General features: G+C 69.8%; 14 protein-coding genes. 3 read left to right on the forward strand and 11 right to left on the reverse strand.

Translation table 11 applies throughout. The features are described 5' to 3' along the window. Positions 1–4: 4 nt before the first annotated feature. The 11 genes from BO221_RS04125 to BO221_RS04175 form a co-directional block, all read right to left on the reverse strand. Positions 5–3,145, reverse strand: coding sequence for a poly(A) polymerase (locus BO221_RS04125; RefSeq protein WP_073558961.1), 3,141 nt, complete (start codon positions 3,143–3,145; stop codon positions 5–7). An 81-nt stretch (positions 3,146–3,226) separates the two neighbouring features. After that, positions 3,227–3,715: an SRPBCC family protein gene (locus BO221_RS04130; protein WP_073558962.1), complete on the reverse strand. Its 489-nt coding sequence runs from the start codon at positions 3,713–3,715 to the stop codon at positions 3,227–3,229. Between the two features lie 87 nt (positions 3,716–3,802). Further along, positions 3,803–4,498 (reverse strand): ABC transporter ATP-binding protein, encoded by a 696-nt coding sequence (locus tag BO221_RS04135; RefSeq protein WP_073558963.1) that lies wholly within the window; start codon positions 4,496–4,498, stop codon positions 3,803–3,805. Next, entirely contained in the window at positions 4,495–5,244 is a 750-nt protein-coding gene (locus tag BO221_RS04140) for an SH3 domain-containing protein (protein WP_073558964.1), read from the reverse strand. Before BO221_RS04140 ends, BO221_RS04135 begins: the two co-directional genes overlap by 4 nt. Next, positions 5,241–7,133: a BatD family protein gene (locus BO221_RS04145; RefSeq protein ID WP_073558965.1), complete on the reverse strand. Its 1,893-nt coding sequence runs from the start codon at positions 7,131–7,133 to the stop codon at positions 5,241–5,243. Before BO221_RS04145 ends, BO221_RS04140 begins: the two co-directional genes overlap by 4 nt. Further along, positions 7,117–8,115 carry a tetratricopeptide repeat protein gene (locus BO221_RS04150; protein WP_073558966.1) on the reverse strand — a complete coding sequence of 333 codons (999 nt, stop codon included), beginning with the start codon at positions 8,113–8,115 and terminating at the stop codon, positions 7,117–7,119. Before BO221_RS04150 ends, BO221_RS04145 begins: the two co-directional genes overlap by 17 nt. Positions 8,116–8,126: 11 nt before the next feature. Beyond that, positions 8,127–9,176: a VWA domain-containing protein gene (locus BO221_RS04155; protein ID WP_073559462.1), complete on the reverse strand. Its 1,050-nt coding sequence runs from the start codon at positions 9,174–9,176 to the stop codon at positions 8,127–8,129. 35 nt (positions 9,177–9,211) lie between these two features. Next, positions 9,212–10,222, reverse strand: coding sequence for a VWA domain-containing protein (locus BO221_RS04160; protein WP_043401912.1), 1,011 nt, complete (start codon positions 10,220–10,222; stop codon positions 9,212–9,214). Next, positions 10,197–11,216: a hypothetical protein gene (locus tag BO221_RS04165; protein ID WP_073558967.1), complete on the reverse strand. Its 1,020-nt coding sequence runs from the start codon at positions 11,214–11,216 to the stop codon at positions 10,197–10,199. The genes BO221_RS04160 and BO221_RS04165 overlap by 26 nt, the downstream gene beginning before the upstream one ends. Then, positions 11,213–12,094: a DUF58 domain-containing protein gene (locus BO221_RS04170; RefSeq protein WP_073558968.1), complete on the reverse strand. Its 882-nt coding sequence runs from the start codon at positions 12,092–12,094 to the stop codon at positions 11,213–11,215. The genes BO221_RS04165 and BO221_RS04170 overlap by 4 nt, the downstream gene beginning before the upstream one ends. Before the next feature lie 30 nt (positions 12,095–12,124). Further along, on the reverse strand, positions 12,125–13,114 hold the full coding sequence (locus BO221_RS04175) for a MoxR family ATPase (RefSeq protein ID WP_073558969.1): 990 nt from the start codon (positions 13,112–13,114) through the stop codon (positions 12,125–12,127). Between the two features lie 245 nt (positions 13,115–13,359). Here BO221_RS04175 and BO221_RS04180 point away from each other — a divergent pair, with 245 nt between their 5' ends. From BO221_RS04180 to BO221_RS04190, 3 genes are all read left to right on the forward strand, one after another. Then, positions 13,360–14,172, forward strand: a complete 813-nt coding sequence (locus BO221_RS04180) for an alpha/beta fold hydrolase (protein ID WP_073558970.1) — start codon at positions 13,360–13,362, stop codon at positions 14,170–14,172. Positions 14,173–14,268: 96 nt separating this feature from the next. Further along, positions 14,269–15,573 carry a DNA polymerase beta superfamily protein gene (locus tag BO221_RS04185; protein WP_073558971.1) on the forward strand — a complete coding sequence of 435 codons (1,305 nt, stop codon included), beginning with the start codon at positions 14,269–14,271 and terminating at the stop codon, positions 15,571–15,573. After that, positions 15,570–16,352 (forward strand): DNA polymerase beta superfamily protein, encoded by a 783-nt coding sequence (locus BO221_RS04190; protein ID WP_073558972.1) that lies wholly within the window; start codon positions 15,570–15,572, stop codon positions 16,350–16,352. The genes BO221_RS04185 and BO221_RS04190 overlap by 4 nt, the downstream gene beginning before the upstream one ends. Positions 16,353–16,370: the final 18 nt, after the last annotated feature.

Here is a 16,370-nt window from a genome sequence, read left to right on the forward strand (position 1 = left end):
CGGCTCAGCGTGGGGCGAGCTCGAGGTAGAGCACCGCCCCGGGAGGCCGGTGGCTCCACTCCTGGAAAGACGCACGGAACTCGTCCATCGTCCGGGCGAGCGCGCTTCCGGGGCGTGAAGACAGGGCCTCGTGGCCGCCCGGGTCACGAGAGGAGAGGCCGATGAAGAAGGGGCCCTCGGGTGCCGCGTTCGGGAAGGGCCGGGCGAAGAGCCTGCGGTCCGCCTCCAGCCGGTACACCAGCGCCGTGAGGTGCCCGAGCACCCAGCCCGAGGCCATCTCACGTGCTTCGGGAGAAGGAGCCTCGACGGAGACGCGCAGCCGCACGGGCAGTTCCTTCTCGAGGTCCACCGGCTCGAACAGCACGGCCCAGGCCGCCTCCGTCCCCTCGGCTCGAGCCCGCCGCACCACCTCGCGCGCCCGGGAGAGCTCGTCGCGCAGCACCTGGAGCGTCGAGCGCGACACGTTGCGCGCGGTGTTGCGCGGCGGCAGCGCGGGAGCCACCACTGGCATGAGGTCCCTCCGATCGCTGGTGCGGTAACCCGCGGTCCCGGCGGTCAGCGTCACGGGGCGAGGCCACTGCCAGGCGGAGAACGTCTCGAAGAAGTACGCGAGCAGCCCGCTGTCCGAGCGTGTGGCCTCGCGGGGTGCATTCGTACACGCCCAGGCCACCAGCACCGACCAGGACAACCCACCCAGGTAACCCAGTGCATGCGAGTACACGCCGCGCGCCTTCGCCCAGGAGCGCACGGCGCGAAGCACGGTGCGGAAGCGCTCGGCTCCCGCGCCTTCGTGATCCACGGAGTCGAGCAGCTCCCGCGTATCGGTCCACCCGTTGAGCGAGCGGAACCCCGGAGTGTCCAGCCGCTCGCCGTATCGCGCCAGCAGCTCCGTCGGAGGACAGGGCTCCACGCCTTCGGGCCGGCGCGCGTACGACACATCGAAGTGGACGCCGTCGAGCGACAGCTTCACCAGGGGGAGCGCGGCATCGGCCACGAAGCGAGCGGCCGCGGGGCCTTCCTGGTCCGACACGAGCCGGGTGAGGGCTTGGGCGAAATCCTCGAGGGAGAGGCTCGCGGGCCCGACGGCCACCGCGTCCACGTCACTCCCGGCGTTGTCCGTGCCGAGCAGGTACGAGCCGTACGGGAGGAGCTCCGCGCCGGCCCGGGCGCACAGGGCCTCGAGCCTGCCCACCACCGCCTGACGCGCTTGCCGTGTCTCGGAGGAGGGCCACTCCCCGCGAGCCGATAGCACGGTGCGGAGCACATCCTTCTCCTCAGCGGAGGAACGGCCGGTCTTGGAGGGCCCCGGAGGGGTGGAGCGGGAAGCACCGGAGCGAGGCCTTCCGCCGAGCGGCACGCGCCGGCGGATTTCGAACGGGCCATCGCCACGCTTGCTGGTGAGGCACACGTCGCCCACCTCGAAACGGATGGGACGCCAGTCCCGCTCCCAGGTGGCCAGCGTGCGCCGGATGGTGGCGGCCGGTGCACGAGGGAGCTGCCCGACGGTCAGGTGCGGTGTGAAGTCGAACTCGGGCTCACGGCCCCGCGCCTCACCTCTGGGAAACACCTTTTCGAGCGCGGCGTGCAGGGCCTCGAGTGCACCATGCGGACGAGCGTCAGGACGGAGCCAGGCCGTCACGTCGCTGCTGTGCTCGAAATACCCGAAGCCCGAGAGCATCACCTCGAAGGGCTCAATGCCCTGGAGCGCCTCCATGATGAGCGCCTCCGCCTCGCCGAAGGAATCCTCGGGCACGAAGGGGAAGAGCAGCGTCACGTGGGGCATCCAGCGCTCGAACTTCGAGTCATGCACCGCACGCAGGGCCTGGATGGGAGCCCACACCTCCTCGGGGGGGACGATCACCAGACATGACTGGCGGACGAGCGGCACCGTGAGTGGCCGGGGCGTGGCCCTGGGGAGGGCGGGAGCCGGAGCCTGAACGGGAGCATCGCCCCGCTTCAGCACACAGCTCAGCCCGAAGTGGTCCGACGCGAAGAGCGCATCGCCTCCGGGACCCGGAGGACCCGAGAGCGGCGCCTCGGCGAAGAGTCCCACCTCGTGCGGAACGAGCCGTCCGGAGGCCGAGCGAACGAGCACGCGATCGAGACGCTGACGCCGGCCGGAGGTGGTCATGAGCGCGGCGAGCGTGTTGCGGGAGGGATCGAACGTGTACCCCACGTCACCGGGCCGCAGCGCCGTCCAGGCATCGACGAAACCCGCCTTCTGGAAGTCCTGGACCTCGGGAGCGTCGTCGCCGAAGTTGAAATCACCCACGAGCGCGATGTCAGGTGAGTCGCCAAGAGAGCGGGTCCACTCGAGGAGAGCCTGGACCTGGACGGTGCGCGCCTTGGCTCTCACGGGATCGCGATTGCTCGTCAGGTGCGGTGTGGCCACCCAGAGCGAACCACCCGGGAGCGCGAGCTCACCCGCGATGATGCGCTTGTCACGGGAGAAGACGCACTGACTCAGCGAGGCGAAGGGATACCGGGAGAGGAGAACCTGTCCATAGGGCTCGACGGTGGAGGCATCCGGTCCGTCCGAGACGAAGTAGTGCTCACGTACCCACTGCTTCTCGAGCAGCGCGCGGAGGAAGGGCGCGGTGACCTCCTGCAGGGCGATGACATCGGCATCGGCGGAGCGCAGCAGAGAGATCGTCGCGGCGGTCCGCCGGTGCGTGGCGAGCAACTCCGGATCGTACAGGTCGAACAGGACGTTGAACGTGGCGAACGTGAGATCCGCGGGAGCGGGCTGGACCTCGGTGGAGACAGACTCCTCCACCTCGATCCAGGCATTGGCTCGCGCGTTGTAGCGATAGAGAGGCAGCGGGGTGAAGCGGGGAGCCGCCTCACTGGTGGGAGCAGGAGGCGGCGGAGGCGGAGACACAACCTCTTCCGAGGTTTTGAAGGTGAGGGAGGATAACCGGTCGATGCGTTCCCGGCGGTCCCACACCATCTCGTGACCGCGTTTGAAGTACCAGACGCGGTGCCAGGGAATTTCCCCATCGGGAGCGAACGCCCCGAAGGGCATCTCCTCCATGGTTTCGCCATGCGCGTCGTAGCCGATAACGAACTCGCGCGCGTCGAACCGGGGGTCCCACCGGATGCGGTGGTACACCTCACGGCTGGTCTGGAATCTGTCCTGAGACATGGAAGCACCCCTCGCGTCAGCGGGGAAAAGCCCCCACGCGCCCCACTCGACGCCCTGCCCTCTCCGGTCCTGACATCTGGATCAGGCCGCCTGCTCCTGGCCCCGAGAGAACAGCCGCCGCAGGTTCCAGTGCCGCCACCAGAAGGCCAGCCGGAAGATGCCCAATTGCAGCGCTCCCAACGGGCGCAGCCTCGGGATGAACCGGACAGAGTCCGTGAGCCTGCATCCCGTCTCCGTAGGGGTCACGATGCGCTCGTGAACCCACTGCCGCTGGGAAAGCATCACGGAGCGCTCGAGAAAGCGCCGGCCGGGCTCGAACTCGGCGATGGAGAGATCGTCGTAGTCGATGGGCAGCAAACCGAAGAGCAGGATCCAGCTCCGGAACAGCCGCTGGCCGAGCGCAGGTTGTGAAGGCAACCGGCCATCCCCTCCTGGCCACGTCATGCGCACCAACGGGAAGAACTCCCGATTGACGCCCTGCATGTGCGTCGCGTGGGACCAGACCTCCTCGGGTGACGCTCGAAGCTCCGAGGTGAAGGAGAAATCGTACTCCCGAGACAGTCCTGGCATGCCCTCGTCTCCTCGCGAGCGATGGGCTCGCGGACCTACGGGATGACCCTCACCCTGACCCTCTCCCAGAGGGAGAGGGGACCTGGCTCAGGCGGCCTGCTCGTGCACCACCCGCTCGTCGCCGGCGATGAGCCCGTCCGCCAGGCGCACGATGCGGTCTCCCACCTCGGCGGCCTTCGAGTCGTGCGTCACCATCACCACCGTCAGCCCACGCTCCCGCGTGGCCTCGCGCAGCATCCGCAGCACCTCGGCGCCCGTGCGCGAGTCCAGGTTCCCCGTGGGCTCGTCCGCCAACAGCACCACCGGCTCCATCAACAGCGCCCTCGCCACCGCCACCCGCTGCATCTCTCCACCGCTCAGCTCGTCCGGCCGGTGGTGCGTGCGGCCTCCCAGCCCCACCGACTCCAGCAACGTCTCGGCCCGCTTCCGCAGCTCAGCCTGCACCCGGCCCGACAGGAGCCCCGGAAGCATCACGTTCTCCAGCGCCGTCATCGTGGGCATCAGGTTGAAGAACTGGAACACGAAGCCCAGCCGCTCGCGGCGGAACGCGGACAGCTCGTCATCCTTCATCCGCGCCAGCTCGCGCCCGTCGATGCGCAGCGACCCCGAGCCCGCCACGTCCAGCGCGCCCAGCAGGTTCAGCAGCGTGCTCTTCCCCGAGCCCGACGGCCCCATCACCGAGAGGAACTCCCCCTTCGGAACCGTCAGCGACACGCCCGCCAGCGCTCGCACCTCCGTGCGCCCGCGCCGGTACACCTTCGCCACATCGACGGCTTCGATCATATCTCCGACACACCCTCACGCTCGGCCCAGCCCTCCAGGCCATTGGGCAGGCGGATGCGCACGTAGCGCCCCGTCTCCTCCATGACGCGCACCTTCAATCCGGGGTGCACCTCGAAGGACACCTTCGCCTCCTCCTTGGGGAACTCCCGGGCACGCAGCGTGGGCGCGAGCACCACGGCCTCGTGCAACGTCTCGTGCACCCAGACGTGCGCGGCCAGCAGGGCACCGGACGGCACCGACGCGGCCAGCAGCAGGGCCCCCATCACGACGGCCCAGGCCCGGCTGCCCGGGCGCAGCACGCGGAAGAGCACCAGGAAGGCGAAGCCCGCCAGCCACGTCCCGAGGAAGAGCCACGCCACCAGGTTGCCGCTCGTGGCGGACACCACGCGCTGCACGAAGGGCTCCTCGGGCGCGGCGCCCACCACCTTGTCGAGCTGCTGGGCGCGAGCCATCGACATGTTGGCGTCCAGATCCGGCCCCTCGCCGCCGGCCCTGCGCGAGCGCTCGAAGGCGAGCACCGCGCGCCCCAGGTCCCCCTGCGACAGGTACGTGGTGCCGAGGTTGTAGTGGATGTCCGGGCCCCCGAAGCCGCGCGAGAGCAGCTTCTCGTAGCCCTCGCGCGCGGCGGTGTAGTCCTGCTTCAGATAGGACTCGTTGGCCTGCTGGAAGAGGAGCTGGGCCTCCTCGGGCGAGTAGTAGGCCTGTCCCAGCAGCGTGGCCACGAGGATCGCGGTGATGGCGCTCACTTGTCCCACCCCTCCATGACGGCCGCGGCATCATCCAGGATGCGCTCGCGGGCAGCGGCCTCGGCACCGGGGGCGAAACGTCCGGCGTCACAGGCCTCCAACACGAAGCGCACCCGCTGGCGGCGCTCGGCATCCACTCCGGCTCCGGCCAGCTTCGCGTCCAGCGCGTCGCGCGTGAGTCCGCCCACCGGCGCGTGCAGCCGGGCCTCCAGGAAGTTCAGCACGGCCTTCTCCACCTCGCCGTAGAAGGCGCTGGAGCTGCCCTCGCGCAGCTTCTCCGCCTCGGCCAGCCGCTTGCGCGCCGCCTTGGCCCGCTGCCGGTTGCGGCTGCCCTCGTCCGGGTTGGAGAGCCGTCCGCGCACCAGCCCCACCAGGCCCAGTGCCAGCATCAGCCCCAGGGGCGACAGCACCACCGGCACGAAGAAGGGCCGCTGCCACACGGCGGCCGCGGGCTCCTCGAAACGCGCCTGGTAGCGCAACGGACGCAGGCCGCTCGCGGTGAGGACGTTCTTCTGCTCGGCCGCGGCGTCCGTCACATGCTGGGGCACGGCCGTCGTGGGCGAGGACGACACCCCACCCGATCCGGGCTCCACCGTCAGCTCCACCGGCTCCGTGCGGGCCACCTCGTAGCGGCCCGTCCGCGGGTCGAAGTAGGGGAACTCCAGCGAGGGCAGCGTGAAGGTGCCCGTGCGCTGCGGCATCACCAGGTACTCCTGCACCCGGCGGCCCTGAATGCGCCACTTGTCCGGCATCACCTTGTCGGTGGTGGTCGGGTCATACACCTTGAGAGCGGGAGGCACCTCCAGCCGGGGCGGGGTGACATTCTTCACGTTGCCCGCGCCCTCGAGGATGACCTTCACCGTCACCGGCTGGCCCAGCTCCACCCGCGTCTGGGAGACATCGAGCGACAGATCCCACTGGCCCACCTGGGCACTCGACACGCCCTTGGGCCCGCCCGGCGGCAGCGGCTTCACCTCCACCTCGAGCGCGTTGGAGACGCGGTGCACACGGTGGCCGGCGAAGAGGAAGCCGGTGGTGATGTCCGCCTCGGCGGCGGTGACGGAGAGGGTGCCACTCTTCACCGGGAAGAGCGCACGCCGGCGCAGCAGGTAGGTGCGGTAGGGAATGCCGTTGACGACGCGCTGCTCGCCCGTGAGCTGCGTGGGGCTCTCCACGTCCTCGCTCCAGAAGCCCTCCAGCTTGGGCATGGTCACCGCGTCCACGCTGGAGAGGTCCACGCGCGAGTAGATGTAGAGCGACAGCGTCACCTGCTCGCCCACGTACACCTGCTTCTTGTCGACAGTGGCGCGCAGGAAGAGGTCCGAATCCCCACGGGGAATGCGCACGTCCTCCTGCTGGCGCCGATCATCGGGCTCCTCGTTCTCCTCGCCGGCGAACGGATCCGGCATGCGGCCCAGGGGACCGGGGAAGTTGGGGAACGGGTTCGGCGGCTGGCGGTTCGCCTGGGAGCGGGGCGGCTCGACGTGTCCGCGGCGCACCGTCATCTTGATGGGCTCGGTGCGCCAGGTGCGGCCGCCCGCGGTGAGCACTGCGGGCGGGATGGTGAGGGTACCCGTGCGGTTGGCGCGCATCATCAGCACGTGCTTGCGCACCGTCTGGATGACGGGCGGACCGCCGCCGCTCATCTCGATGGAGCGCTGGGTGCTCTGCGAGGACGACAGCACCTCGAAGTCCCCGGGTGACGGAAACTGCACCTGCGCGGTGTCTGGAGGATCCACCACCACCACGGTGAGCTGGAACACGTCCTCCGTGCCCACCTCGGTGCGATCCGCCGTCTGGTAGAACTCGATGGACGCCCACGCTGGCATCGCCACCAGCAACAGGGCGAGCGCGGCCAGCGCCGCGTGGCCGCTACCAGTCCTTCTCATTGGGATTCCTCGGCCTCTTCTTCTGCTGGAAACGCCACAGCTGGAGATTCTTCTCGTTCTGCTTCATCGCATCCAGCAGGCGCTCGGCCTCCTGGCGATCGATCTCCGCCTGACTGACACCGGCATCCACCGAGTCCACCTCCCCCTCGGTGCCACCATCCGACTCGGTGCCCTCCTCCTCACTCTCGCCACCGTCCTGACCGCCATCGCCATCGCCATCACCGCCGTCACCCGGGCCACCATCCTCGCCTCCGTCGGCGCCACCATCCTGCTGGCCGCCATCACCCTGGCCCGCATCGCCCTGCCCGCCATCCGGCTGGCCCGCGTCGGCCTGCCCACCATCCTGCTGGCCTCCATCCATGCCACCGTCCATGCCGGCATCCAGCCCGCCGTCACTGCCCCCATCCTGGCCCGCGTCCGCTGGCGTACCACCATCCTGCTGACCCGCATCCGGACCCGCGTCCGGGCGGCCGCCGTCCTGCCCGCCGTCCTGGCCGCCATCCGTGCCCCCATCCGGGCTGCCCTTCTGGGGCGGAGGCAGGTTGCGCAGCAGCACCTCGTAGTTGTGCCGGGCCTGGGCGTCCGAGGGATCCAACGTGAGCGCGCGGCGGTAGGCCTTCAGCGCCTCGCGGGTGTTGCCCGTCATCGCGTGGACGTTGCCCAGGTTGTAGGTGGCCTTCTGGCGCAGCTCCGGCTGGTTCTGCGTCTCCGCCACGCTCTGGAAGGCCCGCTGCGCCTCGTCGTAGCGGCCCAGCTTCATCAGCGCGTCGCCCCGGTTGAACTCCACGGCGGGGTCGTTCGGACGCTCCTTCTTCGCCTCCTCGAAGGCCGCGAGCGCCTCGTCGTAGCGTCCGGCGGTGTACGCCGCCCGGCCCTTCTGGATGAGCGGATGCTCCTTCTCCAGGAGCCCCGCGGCCCACGCGCCGGACGGCAGCGCCAGTCCCAGCGCGAGCAGCAACCCCACTCCCACGCGCATGACCATGACTCCCCTGCTCACGACGGCCTCCGGCGCGCGGACGGCAGCAACAACATGCCCAGCACCAGCAGCACGAGCCCCGGCAGGGCGAACATCTGGAAGCGCTCGTCGTACCGCACGGTGACGCGGCTCTCCAACTCGCTCTTCTGCATCTGCTCGATGCGCTCCAGCACCTGGGCCATGGCCACACCGCGCGGCTGGTAATAGAAGGCGCCGCCCGTGGCCTCGGCGATGGAGGTGAGGCCCGCGCGATCCAGGCGGGTAATCACCGTCTCGCCACTGCTGTCCTTCTTGTAGTCCACGAACTCGCCGCGGCGGTTGTAGACGGGGATGGGCTCGCCCTGCTCGGAGCCCACGCCCACGGTGAGCACCTGGACGCTGGCCTTCTTGAGCGCCGCCACGGCCTCGTCCACCTGGCCCACCAGGTCCTCGCCGTCGGACAGCAGCACCACCACGCGCTCCTTGGCGCCACGGTCCGCGTTCTCCAGCACCTGCATGGCCAGGACCAACGCATCGCCGATGTTGCTGCCGCCCTGGGGCATCTGGTCCGGATCCACCGCGCGCAGGAAGAGCTTCACCGCCGAGTAGTCCGAGGTGAGCGGCGACTGGATGAAGGCATCCCCGGCGAAGGCGACCAGGCCCACCCGGTCCCCCTTCAGCTCGTCCAGCAGCGTGGTGAGCTCCAGGCGGGCGCGCTCCAGACGGCTGGGCTGCACGTCCCGCGCGAGCATGGACTTGGAGGCATCCAGCACCACCACCACGTCGATGCCGCGGCGCTTCGTCAGCTCGCTCTTGGTGCCGCACTGGGGCTGGGCCAGCGCCAGCCCGAAGAGCAGCAGCCCCATGCCGTAGAAGCCGCCCTGCACCGCCGGGCGCCAGCGAGAAGCGCCGGGAGCCAGCTTGTCCACGAGCCGCTCGTTGAGCAGCGCGCTCACGCGGGAGCGGCGGCGCAGCGCCGACAGCAGGGCCAGGGTGCCCACCAGCCCGCCCACCACGCACAGCGCGAGGTAGCCGGGCTTCGCCAGGCCCATCTGGTAGCCGAGGAAGAGGAAGCGCAGGGGCTCCATCAGCTTCCCGAAGAAGTCCGTCAGGAAGGCCGGCGTCACGGGAACACCCTCAGGAAGGTGGCGCGCAGGAGCAGCTCCAGCGCGGCCAGCCCGAAGGCCAGCAGCAGGTACGGGTGGTAGTCCTCGCGGTAGTTGGCCGTGGCCCCACCCTCCATCAACTTGGAGCGCTCCAGCGAGTCCAACACCTTCTGGAGGCCCAGCTTGAGGCCTTCCGGGTCGGTGGCGCGGTAGTACTCGCCGCCCGTCTGGTCGGCGATGTCCTGGAGCAGCTCGGGGTTGATGGGAATCTCCGTCTCGCGCCAGACGGTGTTGCCGAACAGGTCCGTGCCCTGGGGGAAGGGCACCTTGCCGCCCTTGCCCACGAGGATGGTGTAGATGGGGATGTTCAGCGACTTCGCCATGGTGGCCGAGTCCAGCGGCGAAATCTTGCCGGAGTTGTTGTCGCCGTCGGTGATGAGCACCACCACGCGGCTCTTGGCCTCCGAGTCGCGCAGGCGGTTGAGCGCGGTGGCGAGCGCGTCGCCGATGGCGGTGCCGTCCTCGAGCACGCGGGTGCGCAGCTGGCGCAGCACTTCCTTGAGCACGCCATAGTCCAGCGTCAGGGGAGACTGCGTGTAGGCCGCGCCGGCGAACACCACCAGGCCGATGCGGTCATTGACGCGGTTTCCGATGAACTCGGCGAGCACCTCCTTGGCCACGTGGAGGCGGTTCTGCGGGCGGAAGTCGCCGGCCTCCATGGAGGTGGACAGGTCGAGCGCGACGACGATGTCGATGCCCTCGACGCTCGAGTCCCGCACGCGGGCGTCGCGGGACTGGGGCCGGGCGAGCGCGACGACGGCGGCGGCCACGGCGAAGACGCGCAGGAAGGGCAGCAGCGGCAGCATGTACGTGCGCAGGCCGCGGCCCTGGCTGGCGAGCACGTGCGCCGCGGAGAAGCGCAGCACGGCACGGGAGCGCCGCTCGCGCCAGGCCCACCCGAGGAGGACCGGGATGAGCAGCAAACCCCACAGGAACTCGGGGTTATGAAACGCGGGGACCGGAGGCATGGGACACGGAAGCGGCCTCGGGGAGAGGCGGCACGAGAGGGGGCCAGGTCTTGTCCAGCAGCTCGTAGCCGAAGGCGAGCGCCTCGCGGCACGACTCCGGCGACGACTCGGCGCGGGCGTACTTGACCATGTCGGACTCGGAGACGAAGCGCATCAGTCCATCCTCGGGGAACTTGAGGGGCTGCTTGCGCCGCAGCGCCACCATCAGCTCCGAGCTGGTGCACTCCAGGGCGTCGAAGCCGTAGCGCTCGCCCAGGTAGCCACGGATGATCTCCGACAGCCGGAAGTAGAAGTCCTTCACCCTGCCCTGCTCGGGCAGGTTCTCCGCCTTGAGGCCCTCGAGCGCCTGGCGGGTGCGCACGTCCAGGGGCAGCAGCGGCTTGACCTCGGCCATGGGGCGGTTGCGGTACTTCTGGAAGAGCCGCCACAGCAGCACGCCCACCGCGATGGCGGCCAGCAGCCCCAGCAGCGCCCACACGAGCGTCAGGGAGCGGACGGCCACCTCGGTGGGAGGCTGGATGTCCTTGAGGTCCGCGCCCTCCGCCTCGGCGTCCTGCGGCAGCGTGCCGGCCACCTCGATGGTGCGGCCCGGCGCCACGAAGCGCCTGGGGCCCTCCGGCGTGGTCACGAGGAAGGGCAGCTCGGGCAGCGTGAGCATGCCCAGGTTGAAGGCGGAGAGCTTCAGCCGGAAGGTGGTGACGGCGGGCTCCTTCCCCGTCTCCGGGGGCGTGCGCGCCTGGGACAGCAGCTCGAAGTCACCCAGGTCCGGCACCAGGTCCAGCTCGTAGCGCTGGTCCGCCGGGTGGGTGATGACCAGCTCGTAGACGAAGGGCTCGCCGAGCTGCACCTGCTCCGGCTGCACGCGGGCCTGGAAGCCCTCGGGCTCCACGGCCGGCAGCTTCGCGCTGGCCGCGGCTGGAGCCGGAGCGGGCGCCGGAGCCTGGGCCAGGGCCGGCGAGACGAGGAAGAACGCGCAGAGAGCCAGCCACCTCATGCCGCCATCCTCCGGGAGCGGGCGCGGAAGAAGCGCACCAGGGCCATGGCGTGATCATCGCCGGTGCTCAGTTCCACGTGGTCCAGCTCCAGCTTCTTGAAGAGCCTGAGCCGCTCCTCGCGGCGCGCCTGCATGGCGCGGGCGAAGCGGCCGCGGACGAGCGGGTCGCTCGTGTCCACCACGAAGCGCTCGCCCGTCTCGGGGTCCTCCATCTCCACGAGGCCCAGCCGGGGGAACTCCTGCTCGAGCGGATCCACGATGACCACGGGGACGAGGTCGTGCTTGCGGCCCACGAGGCGCAGCGGCGGCTCGTAGCCATCGGCGAGGAAGTCCGAGATGAGGAACGTCACCGTCTTCCGGCGCGCCAGGCGGCTGAGGTAGGTGAGGCCGGCGGCGATGTCCGTCCCCTTCCCCTTGGGCTGGAAGGTGAGGATGTCGCTGACCAGCCGCATCACGTGCGTGCGGCCCTTGCGCGGCGGCACCACCTTCTCCACCCGATCCGAGAAGAGGATGAGCCCCACCCGGTCGTTGTTGGCGATGGCGCTGAAGGCGATTTGAGCGGCCACCTCGGCGGCCACCTCCGACTTGGAGCGCTCGCGCGAGCCGAACTCCTTGGAGGCGGACACGTCCACCAGGAGCATCACCGTGAGCTCTCGCTCCTCGGTGAAGACCTTGACGTAGGCCTCGTTCATGCGGGCGGTGACGTTCCAGTCGATGATGCGGATTTCGTCACCGGGCTGGTACTGGCGCACCTCGGAGAAGGCCATGCCCCGGCCCTTGAAGACCGAGTGGTACTGGCCCGCGAGCATGTCCGACACCACCTTGCGGGTGCGGATCTCCAGCTTGCGGATGCGGCGGATGATGTCCTTGGCGAGCACGGCGCGCCCCCTGGGCTCTCCCGGGTGGGGTTACGGGACCTCGACGCGATCGAACACGCGCTGGATGAGCTTCTCGGTGGTGAGCTCCTCGGCCTCGGCCTCGTAGGTGAGGGCGATGCGGTGGCGGAGCACATCGAAGGCCACGGCCTTGACGTCCTCGGGCGTGACGAAGCCGCGGTGGCGCAGGAAGGCGTGGGCGCGGGAGGCCTGGGTCAGCGCGATGGTGGCGCGCGGGCTGGCGCCGAACTGGATGTAGTCGGCCTGGTCCTTGAGGCCGTAGCGGCCGGGCTCGCGCGTGGCGAAGACCACGTTGAGGATGTAGTCCTTCACCTTCTCGTCCATGTAGATCTGCGTGACGAGCTCGCGGGCGCGCACGAGGTGCTGCAGGTCGATGACCTTCTGGGCGGACGGGGGCTTCCCGCCGCTCATGCGGTCCATGATGACCTTCTCTTCCTCGCGGGTGGGGTAGCCCACCTTCACCTTGAGCATGAAGCGGTCCACCTGCGCCTCGGGCAGGGGGTAGGTGCCTTCCTGCTCGATGGGGTTCTGGGTGGCCAGCACGAGGAAGGGCGAGGGCAGCGGGAAGGAGGTGTCACCGATGGTGACCTGGCGCTCCTGCATGGCCTCGAGGAGGGCGGACTGCACCTTGGCGGGGGCGCGGTTGATTTCGTCGGCGAGCACCACGTTGGCGAAGACGGGGCCCTTGCGGACGGTGAAGTTGGCCGCCTGCTGGTTGTAGATCATCGTGCCCACCACGTCCGCGGGCAGCAGATCCGGGGTGAACTGGATGCGCATGAAGGAAGCGCTGATGCTGTCGGCGATGGTGCGCACCGTGAGCGTCTTGGCGAGACCGGGCACGCCCTCGAGGAGGACGTGGCCATTGCACAAGAGGCCGATGAGGATGCGCTCCAGCATGTAGCGCTGGCCGACGATGACCTTGCCGACCTCCTGGTTGAGGATCTCGACGAAGCCGCTCTCCTGCTGGACGCGCTCGGTGAGCGCCCGGATGTCCGTGTTCATATGTGCCGTCTCGACTGTCCCTGGAGGAGGCGGGCAGCCTAGGAGGTGTAGGTACGCCGCTCAACAACCCATCACGCCCGACATTCCAGTAATTTCAGGGGTCCATGTCCCCGGAACCACCCAGGAACGACCCTCGGGAGTACCCCAAACCACATCGGGACGGAGAACGCCAACCTTCTGGAGGGCCCCTCCCCCACGCTCCGGGACCGGTGGAGGCGGAGTTACTGGGGGAGTTGACTCCGGGGATGACCTCCCGGGTGTGCCCACTGCGAGGGGGTGGAGGGCTCCGGGTCCTGGAGGGAGGAGAGGGCCGGACGGTGGTGCTCCTCCATGGCCGGGGGAACGCGGCGAGCATGTGGCTCCCGCTCCTGACAGGGCTGGCCCGGGAGCACCGGGTGCTGGCGGTGGATCTGCCGGGGTTCGGGTGCTCCTCGGCGCCGGGAGGGGTGGTGAGGACGGCGGAGGAGGGGCTGCGCTTCTTCGTCGAGCCGGTGGAGGAGGTGCTGTCCACGCTGGCGCCGGGGCCGATGACGCTGGTGGGGCACTCGCTGGGAGGGCTGGTGGCCCTGGAGCTGGCGCTGCGAAGCCGGGTGCCGGTGGAGCGGCTGGTACTGGTGGACGCGATGGGGCTGGGCCCGGAGATGGCGCGGGATGCGCGGCTGTTCTTCCGCGTGGGCCCGGAGCGGGTGGCACGGGTGCTGGGGCCGAAGCTCTTCGGCCGCATCGCGCCTCTGCCGGACACGCCGCTGAACCGGAGGCTGGCGGCACTGGGGTACGAGTTGATGACGGTGCCCGGGGGAAGACCCGAGGCCACGCGGGCCTTCAACACGCTGGTGCCGCTCACGGGCGGCGTGTTCCACCGTTACGAGCGGCTGGGCGAGGTGAAGCAGCCCACCCTGCTCTTCTGGGGCGAGCACGACACGGTGCTGCCCGTGTCACTGGCGGAGGCGGCGGTAAAGGTCATGCCCGACGCGCGGCTCGTGCGGATAACCGCGGGACACAGCCCGCAGCTGGAGCAACCAGAGAGCACTCTCCTGGAGTGGAGACGAAGCACCTGACGCGATCACCTGCGCGCATCGAGCGATGGGTTTGGAGTCAGGAGTCCGCGCCAGTAACGTCCATGGGAACCCTGTACTCCCCATCCGGAGGCGCCCATGACCCGCGGATCCAAGACTCCCGAGCAGGACCAGTCCGAGGGCACCGCCCGTCCCCGTGGTTACGAGCAAGTGGATAAGCTGTCCGTCCCCCTCCCCCATGGCACCGAGGTGACGACGCGCGTGGAGCGCGTGGCCGGTGACCGGCAGATCCCCCAGGGCGTGGTGGGCCGAGTGGTGCGTGCCCGTGGCGGTGGCTTCGACGTGCAGATCGTCGGCGTGGGTGAGCTCTGGTACGCCCGTGACGAGCTGGTGCCTCGCAAGCCGGGCCAGCTCCAGTTCGCGCTCCGGCGCGCTGCCACCTGGGATGCCCTCCGCCCCTGCGTGGTGCTGGAGACCGTGGTGGGCTCGCAGGCCTGGGGCCTCGCCAACGAGGCCTCCGACGTCGACATGCGCGGCGTCTTCGGCCTGCCCCTGCCCTGGCACTTCGGCCTCGCCGACAAGGCGAGAGATCTCGTCAGCGCCGATGGCAGCCATACTTTCTGGGAGCTCTCCAAAACGGTGGAGCAGGCCCTCCGTGCCGACCCCAACACCCTGGAGATGCTCTTCGTCCCCAGCGCCCGCGCCACGGACGAGCTCGGGGAGTGGCTGCTCGCCGAGCGCGAGGCCTTCGTGTCCAAGGCCATCTTCGGCAGCTTCGGCCGGTACGCCATGAGCCAGCTCGACAAGCTCACCCGCAGCCAGCGGCTCGCCGAGCACCGGGACCTGGTGCTCGAGTGGCTGTGCGAGGAGCCCGCGCCCAATCTGGACGAGGTAGCCCGGCGGCTCGCGGCCATCTCCCCGCGCAGCGCTCCTTCGCCCGAGGACGCGCTGCTCGCGGCCAAGACGTACCTCAAGCAGCTCTACCGCTCGCTGTGGGACCAGGGCCTCATCGAGGCCAACGACTTCGCCGCCCTCACCCGCTATGCGCGCGGTGGCGGTCAGCGGCCTCCCAGCGCGCGCGAGCTGCGGCCGAAGAACGCCTACAACCTGCTGCGCCTGGTGGTGCTCGCCACCGGGTGGCTGCGGGAGGGGGTGCCCACCTTCGAGGTCACCGGCACCTACAAGGCGCGCATGTTGGAGATCAAGGCCGGACGTGTCCCGCTGGAGGAGGTGCTGCGGGACGCCGAGGCCCTCGCACCGGAGTTGGAAGAGGCCCACCGCACCAGCAAGCTGCCGCAGCTCCCGGACTACGGGCGCGCGGACCGGCTGGTGCGCCGCGTGGGCGAGGAACTGGCGCGGCGCTGGGTGATGAAGGAGCCCGGGCCGCTCGGCCGTGATGCCCCCGCGCCTCCGGCCGTCGAATGGAAGGAGGAGGAGTCATGACCCACTCACTGATGACGGAGCACCAGACCCGGGTGGCCAACGCCGTGCTCGACGAGGAGTCCACCCGGCGGTGGCACCTCGTCGTGTCCCTCTCGGGCGCGCACGCGTATGGCTTTCCCTCGCCAGACAGTGACCTGGACCTCAAGTGCATCCACGTCACCCCCACCGCCCACCTGCTCCGCCTGGAGCAGCGCGGCTCCGCCAACGCCGAGCGCTTGGAGGTCGTGGATGGCGTCGAGGTGGACTACTCGTCCAACGAGCTCGGCCCCGTGCTGTTCGGCGTCCTTCAGGGCAACGGCAACTACCTGGAGCGGCTGCTCGGGGCGCATACGCTGCGCGGCTCGCCCGAGTTGGAGGCCGTGCGTCCGCTGGTGCGGGGCGTGCTGTCCCGGCGGCTGCACCGGCACTATCGCGGCTTCGCCCACGGCCAGCTGCGTGAGTGGGAGAAGACGGGCTTCCGCTCCACCAAAAAGCTCCTCTATGTGCTGCGCACCACGCTCACCGGCACCCACGCGCTGCTCACGGGCGAGGTGGAAACGGACCTCACCGCGCTGATGGACCGCTATGGCTTCAGCGAGGCGGGTGAGCTCGTCTCCTGGAAGCGGCGGGGCGAGCGCAGCGAGCTGCCCGAGGCCCTCTCCGAGCACTGGCGCGGCCAGGTGGAACGGGCCTTCGAGCGGCTCGACTCCGCCCGAGAGAACTCCGTGCTCCCCGAGGACCCCCAGGGCGCCGAGGCGCTGGAGGCGTGGTTGCTCGATCTGCGGCGCTCACGGTTCTGAGGCACGGCGGGGAGGACG

This window comes from Archangium sp. Cb G35 (assembly GCF_001896145.1).
Lineage (GTDB): Bacteria > Myxococcota > Myxococcia > Myxococcales > Myxococcaceae > Archangium > Archangium violaceum.

Bases quoted from the DNA above. Each gene is read 5' to 3' on its own strand.
- BO221_RS04125 (WP_073558961.1), bottom strand. From the start codon at position 3,145: ATGTCTCAGGACAGATTCCAGACCAGCCGTGAGGTGTACCACCGCATC.
- BO221_RS04130 (WP_073558962.1), bottom strand. From the start codon at position 3,715: ATGCCAGGACTGTCTCGGGAGTACGATTTCTCCTTCACCTCGGAGCTT.
- BO221_RS04135 (WP_073558963.1), bottom strand. From the start codon at position 4,498: ATGATCGAAGCCGTCGATGTGGCGAAGGTGTACCGGCGCGGGCGCACG.
- BO221_RS04145 (WP_073558965.1), bottom strand. From the start codon at position 7,133: ATGAGAAGGACTGGTAGCGGCCACGCGGCGCTGGCCGCGCTCGCCCTG.
- BO221_RS04150 (WP_073558966.1), bottom strand. From the start codon at position 8,115: ATGGTCATGCGCGTGGGAGTGGGGTTGCTGCTCGCGCTGGGACTGGCG.
- BO221_RS04155 (WP_073559462.1), bottom strand. From the start codon at position 9,176: ATGGAGCCCCTGCGCTTCCTCTTCCTCGGCTACCAGATGGGCCTGGCG.
- BO221_RS04160 (WP_043401912.1), bottom strand. From the start codon at position 10,222: ATGCCTCCGGTCCCCGCGTTTCATAACCCCGAGTTCCTGTGGGGTTTG.
- BO221_RS04165 (WP_073558967.1), bottom strand. From the start codon at position 11,216: ATGAGGTGGCTGGCTCTCTGCGCGTTCTTCCTCGTCTCGCCGGCCCTG.
- BO221_RS04175 (WP_073558969.1), bottom strand. From the start codon at position 13,114: ATGAACACGGACATCCGGGCGCTCACCGAGCGCGTCCAGCAGGAGAGC.
- BO221_RS04180 (WP_073558970.1), top strand. From the start codon at position 13,360: ATGACCTCCCGGGTGTGCCCACTGCGAGGGGGTGGAGGGCTCCGGGTC.
- BO221_RS04185 (WP_073558971.1), top strand. From the start codon at position 14,269: ATGACCCGCGGATCCAAGACTCCCGAGCAGGACCAGTCCGAGGGCACC.
- BO221_RS04190 (WP_073558972.1), top strand. From the start codon at position 15,570: ATGACCCACTCACTGATGACGGAGCACCAGACCCGGGTGGCCAACGCC.